The sequence below is a fragment of the Nocardia sp. BMG111209 genome, assembly GCF_000381925.1.
Classification (GTDB): Bacteria; Actinomycetota; Actinomycetes; order Mycobacteriales; family Mycobacteriaceae; genus Nocardia.
On sequence record NZ_KB907307.1, the window covers coordinates 3,850,821 to 3,870,543 of the forward strand.

The 19,723-nt window shown below is 67.7% G+C and carries 18 protein-coding genes and 1 tRNA gene; 10 read left to right on the plus strand and 9 right to left on the minus strand.

All coding sequences use genetic code 11. From position 1 onward, the window contains the following. The first annotated feature begins 68 nt into the window (after positions 1–68). Positions 69–1,622 carry an MFS transporter gene (locus G361_RS50995; RefSeq protein ID WP_019928441.1) on the plus strand — a complete coding sequence of 518 codons (1,554 nt, stop codon included), beginning with the start codon at positions 69–71 and terminating at the stop codon, positions 1,620–1,622. Positions 1,623–2,046: 424 nt separating this feature from the next. Beyond that, positions 2,047–2,382 carry a hypothetical protein gene (locus G361_RS0117715; protein WP_019928442.1) on the plus strand — a complete coding sequence of 112 codons (336 nt, stop codon included), beginning with the start codon at positions 2,047–2,049 and terminating at the stop codon, positions 2,380–2,382. A gap of 83 nt (positions 2,383–2,465) precedes the next feature. Here the strand turns inward: G361_RS0117715 and G361_RS0117720 are convergent, their stop codons facing one another. Beyond that, positions 2,466–2,957 (minus strand): DUF1772 domain-containing protein, encoded by a 492-nt coding sequence (locus G361_RS0117720; RefSeq protein WP_019928443.1) that lies wholly within the window; start codon positions 2,955–2,957, stop codon positions 2,466–2,468. A 112-nt stretch (positions 2,958–3,069) separates the two neighbouring features. Between G361_RS0117720 and G361_RS0117725 the strand changes: the two genes are divergently transcribed. Both G361_RS0117725 and G361_RS0117730 read left to right on the plus strand, forming a co-directional pair. Continuing rightward, complete coding sequence (locus G361_RS0117725; RefSeq protein WP_019928444.1) at positions 3,070–4,008, plus strand: AraC family transcriptional regulator; 939 nt, start codon at positions 3,070–3,072, stop codon at positions 4,006–4,008. Between the two features lie 141 nt (positions 4,009–4,149). Further along, positions 4,150–4,959 carry a helix-turn-helix transcriptional regulator gene (locus tag G361_RS0117730; protein ID WP_019928445.1) on the plus strand — a complete coding sequence of 270 codons (810 nt, stop codon included), beginning with the start codon at positions 4,150–4,152 and terminating at the stop codon, positions 4,957–4,959. 12 nt (positions 4,960–4,971) lie between these two features. Here G361_RS0117730 and G361_RS0117735 read toward each other — a convergent pair whose 3' ends face one another. From G361_RS0117735 to G361_RS0117755, 5 genes are all read right to left on the minus strand, one after another. Further along, on the minus strand, positions 4,972–5,865 hold the full coding sequence (locus G361_RS0117735) for an MBL fold metallo-hydrolase (RefSeq protein ID WP_196814495.1): 894 nt from the start codon (positions 5,863–5,865) through the stop codon (positions 4,972–4,974). Positions 5,866–6,111: 246 nt separating this feature from the next. Then, positions 6,112–6,186 (minus strand) — tRNA-Val (locus tag G361_RS0117740). 64 nt (positions 6,187–6,250) lie between these two features. After that, positions 6,251–6,715, minus strand: a complete 465-nt coding sequence (locus tag G361_RS0117745; RefSeq protein WP_026343165.1) for a peroxiredoxin — start codon at positions 6,713–6,715, stop codon at positions 6,251–6,253. A 76-nt stretch (positions 6,716–6,791) separates the two neighbouring features. Beyond that, positions 6,792–7,214, minus strand: coding sequence for a DUF3052 domain-containing protein (locus G361_RS0117750; RefSeq protein WP_036495187.1), 423 nt, complete (start codon positions 7,212–7,214; stop codon positions 6,792–6,794). A gap of 116 nt (positions 7,215–7,330) precedes the next feature. Then, positions 7,331–7,891 carry a hypothetical protein gene (locus G361_RS0117755; protein ID WP_231386907.1) on the minus strand — a complete coding sequence of 187 codons (561 nt, stop codon included), beginning with the start codon at positions 7,889–7,891 and terminating at the stop codon, positions 7,331–7,333. 270 nt (positions 7,892–8,161) lie between these two features. Here G361_RS0117755 and aceE point away from each other — a divergent pair, with 270 nt between their 5' ends. From aceE to G361_RS0117785, 6 genes are all read left to right on the plus strand, one after another. Further along, entirely contained in the window at positions 8,162–11,038 is a 2,877-nt protein-coding gene (gene aceE, locus G361_RS0117760; protein ID WP_196814594.1) for a pyruvate dehydrogenase (acetyl-transferring), homodimeric type, read from the plus strand. Between the two features lie 186 nt (positions 11,039–11,224). Continuing rightward, entirely contained in the window at positions 11,225–12,493 is a 1,269-nt protein-coding gene (locus tag G361_RS0117765) for a CdaR family transcriptional regulator (protein ID WP_036495188.1), read from the plus strand. A 128-nt stretch (positions 12,494–12,621) separates the two neighbouring features. Continuing rightward, the gene (locus G361_RS0117770) at positions 12,622–13,545 is read left to right on the plus strand and encodes an ACP S-malonyltransferase (protein ID WP_026343169.1); all 924 of its coding nucleotides are present in this window, start codon (positions 12,622–12,624) and stop codon (positions 13,543–13,545) included. A 121-nt stretch (positions 13,546–13,666) separates the two neighbouring features. Further along, positions 13,667–13,969 carry a meromycolate extension acyl carrier protein AcpM gene (gene acpM / locus G361_RS0117775; RefSeq protein ID WP_019928453.1) on the plus strand — a complete coding sequence of 101 codons (303 nt, stop codon included), beginning with the start codon at positions 13,667–13,669 and terminating at the stop codon, positions 13,967–13,969. Positions 13,970–13,982: 13 nt separating this feature from the next. Next, on the plus strand, positions 13,983–15,233 hold the full coding sequence (locus G361_RS0117780; RefSeq protein ID WP_019928454.1) for a KasA/KasB family beta-ketoacyl-ACP synthase: 1,251 nt from the start codon (positions 13,983–13,985) through the stop codon (positions 15,231–15,233). A gap of 184 nt (positions 15,234–15,417) precedes the next feature. Continuing rightward, positions 15,418–16,848: an acyl-CoA carboxylase subunit beta gene (locus G361_RS0117785; protein WP_019928455.1), complete on the plus strand. Its 1,431-nt coding sequence runs from the start codon at positions 15,418–15,420 to the stop codon at positions 16,846–16,848. A 143-nt stretch (positions 16,849–16,991) separates the two neighbouring features. On the opposite strand, the gene G361_RS0117790 is transcribed toward G361_RS0117785, so the two are convergent. The 3 genes from G361_RS0117790 to G361_RS0117800 all read right to left on the minus strand — a co-directional run bounded on the left by G361_RS0117790 (position 16,992) and on the right by G361_RS0117800 (position 19,573). Continuing rightward, a complete protein-coding gene (locus tag G361_RS0117790) occupies positions 16,992–17,522 on the minus strand; it encodes a DUF3145 domain-containing protein (RefSeq protein WP_026343170.1) in 531 nt (176 codons plus the stop codon). A gap of 121 nt (positions 17,523–17,643) precedes the next feature. Next, a complete protein-coding gene (locus G361_RS0117795) occupies positions 17,644–18,456 on the minus strand; it encodes a serine hydrolase (RefSeq protein ID WP_026343171.1) in 813 nt (270 codons plus the stop codon). Positions 18,457–18,517: 61 nt separating this feature from the next. Then, complete coding sequence (locus G361_RS0117800; RefSeq protein ID WP_026343172.1) at positions 18,518–19,573, minus strand: phosphotransferase family protein; 1,056 nt, start codon at positions 19,571–19,573, stop codon at positions 18,518–18,520. Between the last annotated feature and the right edge of the window lie 150 nt (positions 19,574–19,723).

Genomic DNA, 19,723 nt, shown 5'->3' on the forward strand with positions numbered 1-19,723 from the left:
CCTCCGGCGGTCGCTACGCTACCGGAAGTAGCGAAGCGATACCGATGGTATCGAAACCTGGAGGCGCCGTGTCCGACCACCGAGTACTGGAGCGCCCCGCCACGCTGGCGGCCTGGCAGCGCCGCTGGACCCTCATCGCGTCCTGCCTGGGCGTCGGCCTGGTGATGGCGTCGATGGCGGCGCTGTACACGGCACTGCCGCAGATCGCCGCCGCCACCGGCGCGACCCAGGGCCAGCTGACCTGGATGGTCGACGGCTACACCCTGGTACTGGCGGCGCTGCTGCTACCCGCCGGCGCCCTCGGCGATCGCTACGGCCGCCGCGGCATGCTGATCACCGGCCTGGCGGTGTTCTGCGCCGGATCGGTACTGGCCCTGACCGTGCACGACCCGATGTGGGTGATCGTGGCGCGCATGATCTCCGGCGTCGGCGCCGCCCTGGTCATGCCGTCGACCCTGTCCATCCTGACCGGCGTGTTCCCGCCGCAGCACTGGGGCCGCGCGGTGGGCATCTGGGCCGCGGTCGCGGGTTCCGGCGGCGTGATCGGTCTCGTGGGTTCCGGTGTGCTGCTGCGCTATTGGTCGTGGCCGTCGATCTTCGTCGTCCTGGCCGCGGTGGCCGCGGTACTGGCCGTCGCCGCGATCGCGATGCCCGCCTCACGCGAACCGGACCACCCCCGCATCGACCTGCTCGGCTCCGCCACCTCGGCCGCCGCGATCGGCCTGCTGGTCTACGGCCTCACCGAGGCGCCCGAATACGGCTGGCGCGCCCCCCTGACCATCGCCCTCCTGGCCGGCGCGGTCGTCGCCGGAGCCCTGTTCGTGGTGGTGGAACTACGCACACCCCGCCCACTGCTGCCGGTCCGCCTGTTCGCGCACCGCGCCTTCAGCACCGGTGTCACCTCGCTGATGCTGCAATTCGTGGTCACCTTCGGCCTGGCCCTGATCATGGTCCAATACCTGCAACTCGTCCTCGGCTACAGCCCCCTGCGCTCGACCCTCGCGGTGGCCCCGATGGCCGGCCCCCTGCTCCCCCTCGCGGTGATAGCCCCGATGCTGATGCGCTGGGTGGGCCTGCGCTGGATGACCGTCGCCGGCCTGGCCACCATGTCCGGCGGCCTGTTCCTGCTCACGAGACTGCATCCGGACACCCACTATTCCGCGATCGTGCTACCGCTGGCCCTCGCCGGCGCCGGCATCGGCCTGTGCGCGACCCCCGCCACCGCCGTCATCATCGGCACCACCCCCACCGCGAAACACGGTGTCGCCGCAGCGGTCAACGACGCCGCCCGCGAAATCGGCGCCGCGATCGGCATAGCCATGTCCGGCGGCATCCTCGCAGCCGGCTACCACCACCACATCCAACCGGCGTTGGCCGGCCTCCCCGACCAGATCCGCGGCCCGGTAGGCGACTCCCTGGCCGGCGCCCTCACCGTCGCCGCCCAGGCCGGCCCCACCACCCACCCCCTCACCGACGCCGCAGTGGACGCCTTCATGCACGGCATCCACCAAGCCGTCCTGGCCCTCGCCATAGTCGCCGCCGCCGGCGCCGCAGTCACCCTCGCCGCCCCCGACACCCGCCACGTGGACCGCCTCGACGACCCGGAGCCCTCGGCCGACTGAGCCGAAAACGCAGCGCAGCGTCCCCACTTGGCCGTCCCAGCTTGTCCGAACTGCACAGCATGCGCCAGCGCGGAGTCGTAGTCGGAGTCGCCCGCGGCCTTGCTTGCCCGCGCCACCCGGCGGGCGCATTTGACGGGATGTGGGACGTTCGTCATGCGAACCACGCGTCCTTCCGGGGCAACCCCGTCCGGTCGAGCTGGAAATCCAGCGTATCCCCGCGGTCCGGCGGATGTCGACGGCGCGGCACCGGGTGCACGGTGCGCGTGCAGAACCGAACCGGCGCACGTGAATCGAATCGGGAGAATCACATTCGGCGCGTTCCCGGAGTCATACTGACGACGCCCGTCCGACCGAATTCGAACGGCATCATCCGATATATCCGCCCTGGGCGGTGGGTCGGCAAAATCGAATAAGGGCACGTGCCATGACTCTGTACACCACCGATTGGTCGATAAGCAGCGACATAACCCCGGAACGAGCCTTCCGGATATCTCGGGACACCGCGAAAGCCTGGCAACTCAGCTGGCTCGACGGCCGGATGCTGACCCGCGATCAGGCGATCATCGGCATGGAACTCGACGAATTGCTCAGCGATCCCGACCGCGTCGACGACCGCGCGCAGCTGTCGCGGATCGACGATCACGCCGGCCGCCTCGGCATCGTCAGCGAGCAGGCGATCATCCTGCTGCACCGGAGAATTGTCGAACGAATTCGAAATTCGGAATTGTTCGACGATCGCGTTCTCTTTTCCGAGGGGTGAACGCGAGTGTCGAGTCCGGAGGCCGCCGCCGATCCGCGGCGACCTCCGGGCCCGATCATCAACCGCCACAACATCTTCGGGACCTACCGCGACTGCCTCCAGGCCACGGTGAACGAGACCGCCGCCACCAGCGGGCCCAGCACCCGCAGATGGTTCCCCCAGGTCCACTCGGTCAGGTAGGTCTTCCAATAGTCCGCCGCCGCAACGGATTCCGGATCCATGCCGAGCAGCCGATCGTTGCGCGGCACATGGAACGCCCCCGTCATCACGATCGCCACCAGATAGGCCAGCGCCCCCACCACCAGCAATATCGCCCCCGGCCGGTTCAGGTGGAACGCTCCGTACACCCCCAGCACCAGACCGGTGAGGGCCGTCCCCATCAGCACCGCCATGAACCAGAATGTCGGCGCCTGCTTGTTGATCGAGTTCATCGCGGCGATCCCCTGCCCCGCGGGCAGATTCCCCAGCGCCGACATGACGAAAGCCGAGAAGGCATAGAAGATTCCGGCACACACCCCACTGGTGATCGCGGTATAGAGGGTCAACCCCCGCACGAACGCATTGTCGATAGCCATGCACCCATTACAGGGCCCGGCTCCGAGAGCTTCCATGGCCGACAATCGCATCTCCATACGCGAGCGTCCACCCCGATAGCCGCCGGCGTATGAACCGACTACCGTCCCCGGCATGGACGCGCTCGCCGGACTCCTCGACGGACCCCGCGCCCGCGGAGCATTTCTGCTCCGCTCGGTGCTCACCCCACCCTGGTCGATGCGCATCGAGGACCGGGCCCCGGTCTCCGTGATCGCGGTGGTCCGGGGCCACGCCTGGCTGATCCCCGACGACGCCGGCCCGATCCGCCTCGGCAAGGGCGACGTGGCCATCGCCCGCGGGCCCGACGCCTACACGGTCGCCGACGAGCCCGGCTCGCCCCCGACGGTGGTCATCCACCCCGGCCAGATCTGCACCACCACGGACGGTTCCGACCTGTCGAGCTCGATGGACCTGGGGGTCCGGACCTGGGGCAACGATCCCGACGGCGAGACGGTCATGCTCACCGGCACCTACGAGACCGCGGGCGAGATCAGCCGCCGCCTCCTGACCGCCCTCCCGCCGATCCTGGTCCTCCCCGCGGATTCCTGGCAGTCCCACCTGATTCCGCTGCTCCGCGAGGAGATCGTCAAGGACGACCCCGGCCAGGAAGCCGTCCTCGACCGTCTCCTGGACCTGCTCCTGATCGCCGTCCTCCGCACCTGGTTCGCTCACCCCGGCAACCCGGCCCCCGACTGGTACCGGGCCCGGACCGATCCCATCGCGGGCCCCGCCCTCCGCCTCCTCGAGCACAACCCCGCCCACCCCTGGACCGTGGCGTCGCTGGCGCGGGAGGTGGGCATCTCCCGCGCCGCCCTCGCCCGCCGCTTCACCACCCGGGTCGGCGAACCCCCGATGACCTACCTCACCAACTGGCGCCTGTCCCTCGCCGCCGATCTGCTCCTCGACAATCCGGACGCGACTTTGGAATCCATCGCGACCCGGGTGGGCTACGGGACGTCCTTCGCCCTGAGCACGGCCTTCAAGCGGGTGCGCGGCATGAGCCCGCAGGAGTACCGCAGGTCCGATTCCTGACCGAACGAGTCCGGCGCCGGCATTTCATCATTTCCGTTCGGACCGGTCCGTTTCCTATTTCCTGGACGTGAACTTCCAGAGGAGAATATGGCATCCCGACCTGCCCAGCATCTTCTGGACAGACCGATCAGAGGTTCGCCCATGCCCGATACCGGAATTCCGAATCGCACCACCGCCAAAACACTCGGACAGGCGATCAAGAAGTTACGGCTGAAGCTGGGTATGTCGCGAAAGGAACTGGCCGAGAAGATCAATCGCTCGTGGCGGACGGTGGAGGCGGCGGAACTCGGTGCGCGCGTACCGATCACGACCCTGGCCGACATGTTCGAACCGCTCGAGGTCGCGCCGCAGACCAAACGGCACCTGATCGGCCTGATGTTCGGCCAGATACCGATGACGGATCTACCGGTGCCGGAACCGCCGGCCCGGCTGATCGGTGTCGCGCGGACGCTGCCCGCCCCGGCCTTGTTGGTGACGGCGGCGACATGGTACGTCGGCTACGCCAATGACGCTGCCCGGCATATGTTCCCGGGCCTGGAGCTCTACGGCAATCTGGCCGAATGGTTGCTGCTGGACCGGCGCGCCCAACTGATCTTCGACGCCACCGACACCGAGGAGACGGGCTCGGTCGCCAGTTCGGACGACACCGGCAGGTGGCTGCAGGTGGCCAATATCCTGCTGTCCGGCCTGCAACATCTCGCCGACGGGACGATGCCCGAGGAACAGCTGCGCCAGTTGCGGGACCGGTTGCGGCGAGCACCGGCATTCGGACGACTCTGGAGCAGCACCGAGGGTCCACTCGAGGTGGTCGCCGGCTCGGAGCTGATCATGCGCGACCCGAAAAGCGGTGAGACACAACGCGTCCACCTCACCGTCCAGGAATGGGTCTTCCCGTACGTAGCGGGTGAGAACTGGTGGCAGATCTCGTTCACACCCGTCTACGACACGTGATCGAACCGAAAGTCATTCGGCAGGCAGTGGCTGCCAGACCGCCACCCCGCCGTCGGCCCGGCGGCAATGCCCGAACTGCACAGCCGCGAAATGACCACCGAACGCCAGGAAGTCGTTGTCCGCAACGGTGTTCACGATGCGGCGGCGCACATCGATCGCGAGCTGCGGATCGAGATCACTGGCGGAGGACAGATCCGGATAGGTCACCTGCAACGGTGTATGCAGGGCGTCACCGAGCACGATGAGCGTGACCCCCTCGGATCGGAGCAGATAACCGGTATGACCGATGGTGTGACCGGGCAACGTCAATGCCGTGACACCCGGAAAGATCTCCTCACCGTCCCGGCACACCTCGACCTGATCCGCGAAGCAGGCCACCATCTCCGGCGAGGTCCCCTCCCGCGCCGCCAGATCCGGTCGCGCCCACTCGGTTCCGGCGACCGCGACCCGCGCGTGCGCGAACGGGAACCGGCCGTCGGCATCCGGCGCCTGCCACAGATAACCGATATGGTCGCCGTGCAGATGCGTCAACGCGACCAACTCGACATCCGTGGGCGCGAGCCCGACCGCACGCAGACTGCCGAGCATCGCACCACCCTGCAACATCCCGAACGGCGTCTGATAATCCATCGGCCCGAACCCCGCATCGATCAGCATCGATCGCTGCAACCCCCGATGCGTGACGAGCAGCCCGCCCACACTGGCGATGAGATCGCCGTCCGCGTTCAGATACTTGGCATGATCGCCGTCCGCCCAGAATTCGGGCGTCGTACCCGGTAACCACTTCGCCCCGTGCAGCGGGGTCAGCCCGTCGGGCAGATATTGCACAACCAACTCGCCCACTTCGACGGTATGAATTCCGCCCGGGCGGGTCAATCGGTCGTCGGCGGACACGGAAATACTCACGACGGTGTCCTTTCGGGAGGGAAGACTCCGCCGGACGACCACCACCTGTCGTGCGTCGGAGTCTCTCGATCGGCGGTATCGGATCCAGCGACGCCGCGACCTCCAGAATATCGGGAAAACCCACTCCCGAACCGACCGCGACCTCCTACGAATCGTGGGAGTTATCGCCCGTCCCCTACCGCGGGTAGGAGGATCCCGATTCCAGGATCACCGAGCGACGGAGCGACCTCCCCACAAGGCCGACAATGGTGGACGCAGAGGGGATCGAACCCCCGACCGCTGGTGTGTAAAACCAGTGCTCTACCGCTGAGCTATACGTCCGGATCCCCACCGGTGGGTGACGGCCCGCCGACGGAGAGGGAAATGCGGTGTGGACCGCAATGGTTTACGAATCTAACGCAGCGAGCGCCTTCTCCCAAGCCGCCTGGTCACGGGCCTCGCCGGGGCCGTTCATCTCCGCGAAGCGGATGATGCCGTCCTTGTCGACCACGAAGGTGCCGCGGTTGGCGAAGCCGGTGGCCTCGTTGAAGACGCCGTAGGCCTGGGCGACCGCGCCGTGCGGCCAGAAGTCGGACAGCAACGGGAAGGTGTAGCCCTGTTCGGCGGCCCAGATCTTGTGGGTCGGCGACGCGCCGACCGAGATCGCCAGGATCTCGGCGCTGTCGTTCTGGAACTTGGGCAGCTCGTCGCGCACCTTGCACAGCTCACCCTGGCAGATGCCGGTGAAGGCGAGCGGGTAGAACACCACCAGGACGTTCTTCTCGCCCCGGTAGCCGGACAGGCTGATTTCCTGGTTGTTCTGATCCTTCAGCGTGAAATCCGGCGCGGCCGTGCCCACTTCGAGCGGCATGCGGATTCCCCTCTCGTCTCGGGTTCGCGGGGCGGGGAAAATGCCCGCCCCCGGAGAAACCTTAGCCGCGTGGCGATCAGCGCTGCTTCGAGGGCGTCTTGGGCTGCATCAGTTTGGTGCCGGTCCAGGACCCGAGACTCACCGGAGTGGTCGACGTCAGGCCCGCGGTGGGTGCGGATTCGGCGATCTCACTGGGATCCACATGTCCTGACTGGCCGGTCTTGGGTGTGAGCACCCAGACCACGCCGTCGTCGGCCAGCGGTCCGATGGCATCCATGAGTGCGTCGACCAGATCACCGTCGCCGTCACGCCACCAGAGCAGGGCGACGTCGACGACCTCATCGGTCTCCTCGTCCAGCAGGTCGGAGCCGATTTCCTCTTCGACCTCCGCTCGGAGGGCGTCGTCGGTGTCCTCGTCCCAGCCCAATTCCTGGACCGACATGCCGTGTGAGATGCCAAGCTTCTGAGCGTAGTTCTGCGCGTCCGCCGCGGCGACCACGGTGGTCTCCTCCTCAACTCCCGACAATATGTAGTTGCAAGCGAACATGGTTATCCGTCCCAGCGCAAGCCGATCCGCCGGATTCCGCCCCGAAATGTCGCGTATCAGCGTGTTTCTCAGCGGGCCGGGCATGCGCCCCGCACGGTGTTGAGCGCGTCGTTCACGCGTTTGCTGGCGTCGTTCAGTGCTCCGACCGGGGAGGTGTAGTTCATCTTGCGGGATTCGGCCGCCAGTTCGCGGGCGGCCGCCACGTAGTCGGTGAACTTCTGCGCCAGATCCGGCGGGAGCAGATCGCCCGCGGAATTGACCCGGCTCTCGACCGTACGCGCCGCGTCCTCGAGGGTCTGGGCGGCATCGTCGCGCTTGGCGTCCTGATCGGGTGCGTTGCCGTCGTGCGCGTCGACGAAGTCGTTGTACTTCGTCACCGCCACGCTGGTCGTGTCCCGGAACGGATTGCAGTTGTCGCCGATGGCCTTGGTCTGCGCCGCCGCCTTGCGCGACGAACTCGCCGCGGCCACCGAGGATGCCATCTCGGTGCGATAGGCGGCCGCGTCCGCCTGGTTCACCGTCGCCGTGCCGTGCACCGAACTGGAACATCCCGCTATGACCAGGCCACCGCCGATCGCCGCTGTCGCACATGCCAGCCCGAACCCTCGTGGGTTGAGCAGTCCCATCATCCTCCCCGCTCCTCGAAGGCACTCGAGCGTGTCCTGTCGTGGCGCCGACCGACTTTCGTGTCCGGCGCAGCCTTGCCTAGCGAACCGTACTGGATTTCCCCCTGACATGATGACCTGGGCCGCATCATCGGGAAGGATGTGAGGTGCGCCCCAACCATTGTCCAGCATCGGCCGGCCCGTGCACCAATGCGGCCGGTCGGGGTTAGAGCCATCAGCTTGTCCACCCCTTTGTACGAGGAGCATTGAATTTTGACCGACCTGATGCACCCGATGTCGTCGAGCTCCAACGGTGCCGCAGCCGACCACGGGTCTGCGCCGCGGCCCGCCGGTGCGCGCGTGCGCGTGATCCGCGAGGGGGTGGCGTCGTACCTACCGGACATCGATCCGGAGGAGACGGGCGAATGGCTCGAATCCTTCGACGAGATGCTCGACCGGGAGGGTCCGGGACGGGCGCGCTACCTCATGCTGCGATTGCTCGAACGCGCCGGTGAGCGGCACGTCGCCATCCCGGCGCTGACCTCGACCGACTACGTGAACACGATCCCGACCGAGAACGAACCCTGGTTCCCCGGCGACGAGGAGGTCGAGCGCCGCTACCGCGCCTGGATCCGCTGGAACGCCGCGGTCATGGTGCACCGCGCGCAGCGGCCGGGTATCGGTGTGGGCGGCCACATCTCGACCTACGCCTCGTCGGCGGCGCTGTACGAGGTGGGTTTCAACCACTTCTTCCGCGGCAAGGACCATTCCGGCGGCGGTGACCACGTCTTCATCCAGGGCCACGCCCCCCCCGGTATCTACGCGCGCGCCTTCCTCGAGGGCCGGCTCACCGAGGGCCAGATGGACGGGTTCCGCCAGGAGTACAGCCACGGCGGTCCGGGCCACGGCCTGTCGTCGTATCCGCATCCCCGGCTGATGCCCGACTTCTGGGAATTCCCCACGGTCTCCATGGGCCTGGGCCCGATGAACGCCATCTACCAGGCGCGGTTCAACCACTACCTGCAGGACCGCGGTATCAAGGACACCTCCGATCAGCACGTCTGGGCCTTCCTGGGCGACGGTGAGATGGACGAGCCGGAATCGCGCGGCCTGATCCAGGTGGCCGCCAACGAGGCCCTGGACAACCTGACCTTCGTCATCAACTGCAACCTGCAGCGGCTCGACGGCCCGGTCCGCGGCAACGGCAAGATCATCCAGGAGCTGGAGTCGTTCTTCCGCGGCGCCGGCTGGAACGTCATCAAGGTGATCTGGGGCCGCGAGTGGGACGCGCTGCTGCAGGCCGACCGCGACGGCGCGCTGGTCAACCTGATGAACACCACACCGGACGGCGACTACCAGACCTACAAGGCCAACGACGGCGCCTATGTCCGCGAGTACTTCTTCGGCCGCGACCCGCGGACCAAGGAACTGGTGAAGGGCCTGTCGGACCAGCAGATCTGGAACCTCAAGCGCGGCGGCCACGACTACCGCAAGATCTACGCGGCGTATGCGGCCGCGCTGGCGCATCAGGGACAGCCGACGGTGATCCTGGCCAAGACCATCAAGGGTTACGGCCTCGGCAAGCACTTCGAGGCGCGCAACGCCACGCACCAGATGAAGAAGATGACGCTGGCCGACCTGAAGGCCTTCCGCGACGTGCAGCGCATCCCGATCACCGACGAGCAGCTGGAGGCGGATCCCTATCTGCCGCCGTACTACCACCCCGGCACGGACGCCCCGGAGATCCAGTACCTGCTGGACCGCCGCCGCACCCTCGGCGGTTTCGTGCCGGAGCGGCGGTCGGTGGCCAAGCCGTTGCAGCTGCCCGGCGACGAGCCGTACCGCTCGGTACGCAAGGGTTCCGGTAAGCAGAACGTCGCCACCACCATGGCTTTCGTGCGCCTGATGAAAGAACTGTTGCGGGACAAGAACATCGGCGACCGGATCGTGCCGATCATCCCGGACGAGGCCCGCACCTTCGGTATGGACTCGTGGTTCCCGTCGCTGAAGATCTACAACCGCAACGGGCAGCTCTACACCTCCGTCGACGCGGAACTGATGCTGGCGTACAAGGAGAGTCCGATCGGGCACATCCTGCACGAGGGCATCAACGAGGCCGGGTCGACCGCGTCGTACACCGCGGCGGGCAGTTCCTATGCCACGCACGGCGAGCCGATGATCCCGCTCTACATCTTCTATTCGATGTTCGGATTCCAGCGCACCGGCGACGGCCTGTGGGCCGCGGCCGACCAGCTGACCCGCGGCTTCATCCTCGGCGCCACGGCCGGCCGGACCACGCTGACCGGTGAGGGCCTGCAGCACAACGACGGTCAGTCGCTGCTGCTGGCGTCCACCAATCCGGCGATGGTGTCCTACGATCCGGCCTTCTCGTTCGAGATCGCCCACATCGTGCGGGACGGCCTGCGGCGCATGTACGGCGGCGGCCGCCCGGCGCCGGAGGCGACGGCGCTGCCGGGCACCCATCCGCAGATGGCCGCCGACCACTTCGGCGGCGAGAACCTGAACTACTACATAACCCTCTACAACGAGCCGTATCCGCAGCCCGCGGAGCCGGACGACCTCGATGTCGAGGGTCTGCTCAAGGGCATCTATCTGTACAAGCGCGGCGGCACCGGCGATCTGCGCGCGCAGATCCTGGTCGCCGGCGTCACCGTGCCGGACGGCCTGCGCGCCCAGGAGCTGCTCGCGCAGGACTGGAACGTCCAGGCCGACGTCTGGTCGGTGACCTCCTGGAGCGAACTGCGAAAGGACGCGCTGGCCAAGGAGATCCAGGCGCTGCACCATCCGGACCTGGAACCGGGTGTGCCGTACGTGACGCAGGCGCTGTCCGCCGCCCCCGGCTCGGCCGAGGGCAATGCGGGTCCGTTCGTCGCCGCCTCGGACTGGATGCGCTCGGTGTCGGATCAGATCCGGAAGTGGGTACCCGGCGACTACACCACCCTCGGCACCGACGGATTCGGATTCTCCGATACCCGGCAGGCGGCGCGGCGGGTGTTCAACGTCGACGCCCAGTCGATCGCCGTGGCCGCGTTGGCCGCGCTGTCCCGCCTGGGCAAGATGCACCCGGCTCTGGTGAAACAGGCCGCGGAGCGGTATCGCATCCACGATGTCGACGCCGCGCCGAAGTCGCTCACCAGTACCGAGGAGTAGAACCGGAGTTGGGGTCGCGCCGGATCGTCGCCGTAGCCGATCCGGCGCCCCACCTCCGCCTTCCCAGTCCGGCACGCCTACGACCTGGGGGTATGCACTGGGGCTACCCTCGCGGGAGAAAATCGACAAGTGGAACGTAAACCGCCGCGGCCGCGCCGGATCGACGACACCTCGTCCGAGCACGAGGTGTATCTCCCCACCGGCGCACTCTCGCCCAATCCGCAGGCTCGCGATCCGCTGCCGGACACGCTGCTGAAGCGCGTGAAGCAGTTCTCCGGGAGATTGTCGACCGAGGCGATCGCCTCGATGGAGGACCGGCTGCCGTTCTTCGGCGATCTGGACGCCGCGCAGCGCGCGGGTGTGCAGATGCTGGTCCAGACCGCGGTGGTGAACTTCCTGGAGTGGCTGCAGGATCCGGAGAGCGATATCCGGTTCAGCCTGGACGCCTTCCAGGTCATCCCCCAGGATCTGGCCCGCCGCCTGACGCTGCGGCAGACCGTCGACATGGTCCGGGTGGCCATGGACTTCTTCGAACAGTGGCTGCCCGCGCTGGCCCGCAACGACCGACAGCTGGTGGCCCTGACCGAGGCCGTACTGCGCTACGGCCGCGAACTCGGCTTCGCCGCGGCCTCGGTGTACGCGAGCGCGGCCGAATCCCGGGGCGCCTGGGACACCCGGCTGGAGGCGCTGGTCGTCGACGCCGTTGTCCGCGGAGACACCGGCCCGGAGATGCTCTCCCGCGCCGCGACCCTCAACTGGGACGCGACCGCGCTCGCCACCGTGCTGGTCGGCACGCCGCCGAAGGATCAGGTGGTGGTCGGCTCGGTGCACACCATCGCCTCCCGGCACGGCCGCTCGGCGCTGGCGGTGGTACAGGGATCGCGGCTGGTCATGGTGGTCAGCGGCAATCTCGGCGAGGGTGCGTTCCCGGTGCCGTTCCTGGCGGATCTGCTGGCCGAGGCGTTCTCCGAGGGCCCGGTGGTGATCGGCCCGACCATGCGCACGTTGTCCGCGGCGCACATCAGCGCGGTGGAGGCGATGGCCGGGATGGAGGCCGTGGTGGGCTGGCGTGGCGCGCCGCGGCCGGTGCACGCCGCCGAACTGCTGCCGGAGCGCGCGCTGCTCGGAGATCGGGCCGCGATCGACGCCCTGAACGAATATCTCGTGTTACCGTTGGCCGCCGCCGGCTCGGCGCTGTCCGACACCCTGGACGCCTATCTGGATTGCGGTGGCGCGGTGGAGACCTGCGCACGGCAGCTGTTCGTTCATCCAAACACCGTCCGCTATCGCCTGAAGCGAATCGGCGACATCACCGGCCGGGATCCCATGAATCCGCGGGACGCGTACGTGCTCCGAGTCGCTGCAACAGTGGGCCGTTTGACACGAACTCGTAACGAATCGTCGTCATCCGCCCCAGAGGACCCAGTCGCCACCTACTCCGAAGGTCACCTGTAACACCGGCCGCGAAGCCGTCGATGGCGCCGACCCAACTGCCGTTTTGTAGGGTCCACACAAAAGCCGCCGACAAGCTTCATTCGCGTCGACATCAACGAAACGGGTCCCAGGGGTGTTTTCTTGACAACGTGATCGCGTTGTTCGCCCCAGGACAGGGCTCTCAGACACCCGGCATGCTCGCGCCTTGGCTCGATCTCCCCGGTGCGCGCGACCGTCTCGAACTGTGGTCCAAGGCAACCGGGCTGGACCTGGTTCGTCTCGGCACCACGGCCACCGCGGAGGAGATCACCGATACGTCGGTGACCCAGCCCCTGGTGGTCGCGGCCGCGCTGCTCGCTTTCGCGGAGATTCCGCGGGAGGCGCTGCCGGCCGACACCATCGTCGCCGGACATTCCGTCGGTGAACTCGCCGCAGCGGCCGTCGCCGGGGTAATCTCCGCCGACGACGCGGTGCGCCTGGCCGCCCTCCGCGGTGCGGAGATGGCCAGGGCGTGCGCACTCGAGCCGACCGGCATGTCCGCGGTGCTCGGTGGCGACGAGCAGGCCGTGCTCGCCCGGCTCGAGGAATTGGGCCTCACGCCGGCCAACCGCAACGCGGTCGGCCAGATCGTGGCGGCGGGCCGGTTGGACGCGCTGGCCGAACTGGCCGCCGCGCCGCCGGAGAAGGCACGGGTACGGGCGCTGCCCGTGGCCGGCGCTTTCCACACGACGTTCATGGCACCCGCCCAGGACGCCGTTACCGAAGCGATTTCTCAGATAACTCCCAGCAAACCTGTGCGCGTTCTACTGTCTAATTACGACGGCAGCCCGGTCACTTCGGGTCAGGACGCAATCGAGAAGCTGGCGGCCCAGGTGACCAGGCCGGTCCGGTGGGATCTCTGCACCGAGACCGTCCGCGCCGCAGGGGTTTCCGGTGTGGCAGAGTTGCCGCCGGCGGGCACCCTGATCGGGATCGCGAAGCGGGAACTGAAGGGCACTGCGAACCTCGCCCTGAAGACCCCGGAGGACATCACCAAGTTGCACGAGTTGTCTCGAGTCTCGGCAACCAGCTAGCTTTCCTCGCGACCGCAACGATGCGGCTCGCGGGCGAACCGGGTGGAAACACTCTCCCGGGTCGAACCGAAATGAAGAAAAAACCGCAAACCCACGGATGTAACAAGAAGGGAGCCACGAAGTGGCCGCTCTGACCCAGGAACAGATCGTCGAAGAGCTCGCCAAGATCATCGAGGAGGTGACGGGTATCGAGCCGTCCGAGGTGACCTTGGAGAAGTCCTTCGTCGACGACCTGGACATCGACTCGCTCTCGATGGTCGAGATCGCGGTGCAGACCGAGGACAAGTACGGCGTGAAGATCCCCGACGAGGATCTCGCCAGCCTGAAGACCGTCGGTGACGCCGTCTCCTACATCCAGAAGCTCGAGGCCGAGAACTCCGAGGCAGCCCAGGAGCTGAAGGCCAAGTTCGGGCACGCGGAGTAAAGGGCCGATATCCGTGACCTCTCCTTCCACCCTCAACGGGAATTTTCCCAACGTCGTCGTTACCAGCCTGGCGGCGACCACGTCGATCGCGGGCGATGTCGATGCGACGTGGAAGGGTCTGCTCAACGGTGAAAGCGGAATCGAGGTTCTCGAGGACGATTTCATCGAGCAGTACAACCTTCCGGTCCGCATCGGCGGTCACCTGAAGGTATCGCCGGACACGTTGCTCGAACGGGTCGAGATCCGCCGCATGGCGTACGTCGAGCGCCTGGCCACCGTGCTGGGCCGCGAGGTGTGGAAGAACGCCGGCAGCCCGGACGTCGACCCGGAGCGGCTCGCCGTGGCGATCGGCACCGGCCTCGGTGGCGGTGACGCACTGATCGACTCGGTCGACAAGCTGAAGACCGGCGGCTATCGCAAGATCTCGCCGCTGGCCGTGCAGATGGTCATGCCGAACGGTCCGTCCGCGGTCGTCGGGCTCGAGCTCAAGGCGCGAGCCGGCGTCATCACTCCGGTCTCGGCGTGTTCGTCGGGTTCGGAGGCCATCGCGAACGCGTGGCGGATGATCGTCATGGGCGATGCGGACATCGTCGTCACCGGCGGCGTCGAGGGCTTCATCGACTCGGTACCGATCGCGGCGTTCTCGATGATGCGGGCGATGAGCACGCGCAACGAGGATCCGAAGGGTGCGTCACGGCCGTTCGACTCCGCTCGCGACGGCTTCGTCTTCGGCGAGGCCGGTGCGCTCATGGTCATCGAGACCGAGGAACATGCCAAGGCGCGTGGGGCCACCATCCACGCCCGCGTGATGGGTGCCGGTATCACCTCCGACGGCTTCCACCTGGTCGCCCCGGATCCGGAGGGCAGCGGTGCCGGTCGCGCGATGAAGCGCGCGATGCAGACCGCCGGCCTTTCGGCGACCGACATCACCCACGTCAACGCCCATGCGACCGCCACCCCCATCGGTGACACCGCGGAGGCGCGGGCGATCCACAAGGCGGGCGTCGGCCACGCATCGGTCTACGCGCCCAAATCCGCCCTGGGCCACTCCATCGGCGCCGTCGGCGCCCTGGAGTCGGTGCTCACCGTGCTCAGCATCCGGGACGGCATCGTGCCGCCCACGCTGAACCTGGAGAACCAGGATCCGGAGATCGACCTGGATGTCGTGCACGGCGAAGCCCGCCGTCAGGACATCGAGTACGCGATCAACAACTCGTTCGGCTTCGGCGGGCACAATGTTGCGCTCGCCTTCGGCCGGTACTGATGTCATCGGCCGTTGACCGGCCGGTAATCGGATGAATCCGGTGGGGTGGTCCAATGGAGGTATCTCCCCCGATGTCGTGGATGCCCCACCGGATTCGATTCCGCAGTACGAACTCGAACTTTCGTTCCACAACTTACGCAGCCGCTCAAGCGACTCCTACATATCCCCTCGAGGAGATAACGCGATGACCATTCTGGCTCCCGCTCATGCGGATGCCGTAACCGATCCCCGGGATCCGCTCGGCCGGTTGCAGCGCTTCTTCGATCCCGGAACGGTTCTCCCGCTACACCCCCGCGACAAGTCCGGTGTGCTGGCCGCCATTGGCGAGGTCGACGGCGTCCGTACCGTCGCCTACTGCTCGGACGCCACCGTGATGGGTGGCGCCATGGGCGTCGACGGCTGCAAGCACATCGTGGACGCGATCGACACCGCGATCGACTCGCGCCTGCCCGTCGTCGGCATCTGGCATTCGGGCGGCGCCCGGCTCGCCGAGGGTGTCGAGGCCCTGCACGCGGTCGGCCTGGTGTTCGAGGCCATGGTCCGCGCCTCGGGCCTGGTTCCGCAGATCTCGGTGGTGCTCGGCTTCGCCGCCGGCGGCGCCGCCTACGGCCCCGCGCTGACCGACGTGGTGATCATGGCCCCCGAGGGCCGGGTCTTCGTCACCGGTCCCGACGTGGTCCGCTCGGTCACCGGCGAGAACGTCGACATGGCCACCCTGGGTGGCCCGGTCACCCACGGCAAGAAGTCCGGCGTGTGCCACATCGTCGCCGAGGACGAGCAGGACGCGCTGCACCGCGGCCGTCGCCTGGTGTCCATGTTCGCCGAACAGGGCGAATTCGATCTGGTCGCCGCCGAGCACGGTGATGTCGACCTGCGCGCGCTGCTGCCGGAGTCGGCCAAGCGCGCCTACAACGTCAAGCCGCTGGTCAACGAGCTCCTGGACAATGTCGACGGCGAGTCGTCGTTCGAGGAGTTCCAGGGCGGCTACGCCCGCAGCATGGTCACCGGCCTGGGCCGGCTGGCCGGCCGGACCGTCGGTGTGCTGGCCAACAACCCGCTGCACCTGGGTGGCTGCCTCGACTCCGAGAGCGCCGAGAAGGCGGCCCGGTTCGTGCGGCTGTGCAACTCCTTCGGTATCCCGCTGGTCGTGATCACCGATGTGCCCGGCTACCTGCCCGGCGTCAGCATGGAGTGGGAGGGTGTGGTGCGCCGCGGCGCCAAGCTGCTGCACGCCTTCGCCGAGGCCCGCGTCCCGCGTGTCACCCTGGTCACCCGCAAGATCTACGGCGGCGCCTACATCGCCATGAACGCCCGCTCGCTCGGCGCCACCGCGGTCTACGCGTGGCCCGGTTCCGAGGTCGCGGTCATGGGCGCCAAGGCCGCCGTGGGCATCCTGCACAAGAAGGCGATCGCGGCCGCTCCCGAGGAGGAGCGCGAGGCCCTGATCGAGCGCCTGACCGTCGAGCACGAGCAGATCGCCGGTGGCGTGGCCCGTGCGGTGTCGATCGGCGTCGTCGACGAGGTCATCGACCCGGCGAAGACCCGTTCCACCATCGCCGCCGCTCTGGCCGCGGCCCCGGCCCGGCCCAGCCACAACAAGAACATCCCGCTGTAAGGGACTGTGCGAGAAGGTGTTTCGCGACACCGGAGGAATGTGAAACGGGTGGCTCCGATCGGAGCCACCCGTTTCGCATTCCCTGCCACGGCATTTCCACTGTACCGGGGCGACCGGCCCGGTACCGGCAGGTCGCGAGCGGATCAGCCGACGTCGCGGCGCAGCCAGGTGACCTCGGCGCCCTCGCCGTAGCGGTACGGCTCGAGATCGTCGTCCCACGCGGTGCCGAGGGCACGGTCGATATCGGCCGAGATCTCGGCGGCGGTGCCACGGCCGCGCTCGCGCGCGGCGGTGACGATGGCCCGCAGTCGCATCTCGCCGACCATCAGATCGCCGTTGGCACTGGTGGTTCCGTGCCACAGGCCCAGGCCGGGCACGAAGCACCAGCGCTCACCGTCGACCCCCTCGCTGGGATCCTCGGTGACCTCGAATCGCAGCATCGGCCACGCGCGCAACGCCTGCGCCAGCCGTCCGGCGGTACCGACCGGGCCCACCCAGTCGATGGTGGTCCGCAATTGACCGGCGACGACCGGCTGGGTGGTCCAGCGCAGTTTGGCGGGGGCCTTGAGAGTGGAGGCGAGAGTCCATTCGATGTGCGGGCACAGCGCGGCCGGCGACGAGTGGATGTACACCACTCCAGCCGTCACATCCGCGAATTGACTCGATCCGCGCACCAGGACACCTCCAGCGTCGACATGGGCCGTCTTCCCCAACGACCGTCGAGCCGGTGCGTGACACGAGCTTACTGGAGGGTCCCGAGTTACGGGTGTTACTTTTTCCTGTGTGTTTTTGCCGCTATCGGCCGATTTCCGCGATCACCGCGTCACTGAACGTGGGCCACACCGCGCGGGCCCAATCGCCGAAATTCTCGTCGGTCAGCGCCACACTCGCCACCCCGATTATCGGATCCACCCAGAGAAATGTTCCGGACTGGCCGAAATGGCCGTAGGTCGCCGGTGAGTTGGCCGATCCGGTCCAATGCGGGGTCTTGTGATCGCGGATCTCGAAGCCCAGTCCCCAGTCGTTGGGGCGCTGGGAGCCGAAGCCCGGCAGCACGCCGTTGACGCCGGGGAATTGCACGCCGGTCGCCGCGGCCAGGGTCTCCGGGGTGAGCAGGGCGGGATTCACCAATTCCCCGGCGAATGCCAGCATGTCGGCCAGCGAGGCGCGGCCGGCGTGCCCGGCGGAACCGGCCAGTACCGCGGATTTCATTCCGAGTGGCTCGAAAACCGCCTCGCGCAGATAATCCGGGAACGGGATACCGGTCTGGTCGGTGACGAATTGGGCCAGCACCTCGAATCCGGAGCTGGAATAGATTCGCTTCGAACCAGGCTCGGCGAGGATCACATTGGTGTCGAAGGCCAGGCCGGAGGTGTGCGCCAGCAGATGTCGCACGGTCGAGCCCGGCGGCCCGGCGGGCTGGTCCAGTTCGATCGCGCCCTCCTCGACCGCGATCAGAACCGCATATGCCACAAGCGGTTTCGTCACCGACGCGAGTCCGTAGACCCGCGCGTCGTCCCCCTCGGTGGCCAGGATCCCCTGTGCCGTCGCCACACCCGCGGCGGCATGCCGGACCGGCCACTGCCGAATCTGCTCCAGTGCTTGCACGGCCACGAGCCTACGACCCCGCGGCCACGCTCCCGCACGCCGGTGCCCGCGGCCGGAACCCCTACTCGATCAGACCGTTCGCCTGCTCGAACAGTTCCAGGGTGATGGCGTGCAGGAAATCGCCGACCTGCTTCGGCGCCTTACCGGCGAAGGCGCGGGCGTGCGTACCCTCCAGCACGATCCCCAGCTTGAAACACGCCAGCACCGTGTACCAGGTGACGTGCCCGAGATCGCGCTCGGAGAACCGGCCGTACTCGGCGATCATCTCCGCGGCGGTGGGCAGCCCGCCGACCTCGCCCAGCTTGCCGAACAATCCCGCACCCGCGGTACCCGGCTCGGACCGGGTGGCCAGTTGCCAGCCGAGATCCAGCAGCGGATCGCCGATGGTCGACATCTCCCAGTCGACCAGGGCGGCGACCTCCGGACGGTCGTAGTGGAACATCACGTTGGCCAGGTGACAGTCCCCGTGCAGGATGCCCGGCGTCCACTCCAGCGGGCGGTGCCGCTCCAGCCAGTCGCCGACGCGCTGCACACCGGGTATCTCGTGGCCGGGATAGCCGGCGTTGGCGGGGTAGGACTCGAGCTCCGACAGCCACCTCGGCACCTGCCGCTCGAGGAAACCGTCCGGCTTGCCGTAATCGGTCAGCCCGAGGGCCACGTAGTCCACCGAGCCGAGCCGGGCGATCGCCTCCACCGCGGACAGTCCCATCCGCCGGCGGACCTCCGGATCGCCGGCGTAAAGATCCGGCAGCTCGGTCTGCGGGTTGAATCCGGTGATCGGCTCCATCAGGTAGAAGACCGCGCCCAGCACCGATTCGTCGGGGCAGGCGGCGATCACCCGGGGCGCGCGGACATCGGTGCCGGCCAGCGCGCCGAGCAACCGCGCCTCCCGCCGGATCACGTCGTTGCTCTTGGGCCGCAAGTGTTTCGGGCCGCGGCGCAACACATATTCCCGACCGCCGCGCCGGAACCGGAGCATCACGTTCTGGGTGCCACCGCCGAGCGCGGTCACCTCCTCGAAGTCGCCCCCGGGCAGTCCCTGTTCCGCCATCCAGGACCCCACGACAGCGAAATCGACGACTTCCCGGTCGACGCCGGCCGGTTGCACCACAGTCATGCCCACATTCTGCACCATGCCCCGCTCACAACTGAAGGCATCCGCCATCAATATGCCTCGCGGCCCGATCGGCGCCACCCGCTACGGTGGGCAGCATGCTCCCGGCACACCCCTCTCGGCACCTTCCGGCAACTCCGCCGGATCGCCCCG

Bases quoted from the DNA above. Each gene is read 5' to 3' on its own strand.
- G361_RS0117755 (WP_231386907.1), bottom strand. From the start codon at position 7,891: ATGATGGGACTGCTCAACCCACGAGGGTTCGGGCTGGCATGTGCGACA.
- G361_RS0117720 (WP_019928443.1), bottom strand. From the start codon at position 2,957: ATGGCTATCGACAATGCGTTCGTGCGGGGGTTGACCCTCTATACCGCG.
- G361_RS0117715 (WP_019928442.1), top strand. From the start codon at position 2,047: ATGACTCTGTACACCACCGATTGGTCGATAAGCAGCGACATAACCCCG.
- G361_RS0117730 (WP_019928445.1), top strand. From the start codon at position 4,150: ATGCCCGATACCGGAATTCCGAATCGCACCACCGCCAAAACACTCGGA.
- G361_RS0117785 (WP_019928455.1), top strand. From the start codon at position 15,418: ATGACCATTCTGGCTCCCGCTCATGCGGATGCCGTAACCGATCCCCGG.
- G361_RS0117725 (WP_019928444.1), top strand. From the start codon at position 3,070: ATGGACGCGCTCGCCGGACTCCTCGACGGACCCCGCGCCCGCGGAGCA.
- G361_RS0117745 (WP_026343165.1), bottom strand. From the start codon at position 6,715: ATGCCGCTCGAAGTGGGCACGGCCGCGCCGGATTTCACGCTGAAGGAT.
- G361_RS0117800 (WP_026343172.1), bottom strand. From the start codon at position 19,573: ATGACTGTGGTGCAACCGGCCGGCGTCGACCGGGAAGTCGTCGATTTC.
- aceE (WP_196814594.1), top strand. From the start codon at position 8,162: ATGTCGTCGAGCTCCAACGGTGCCGCAGCCGACCACGGGTCTGCGCCG.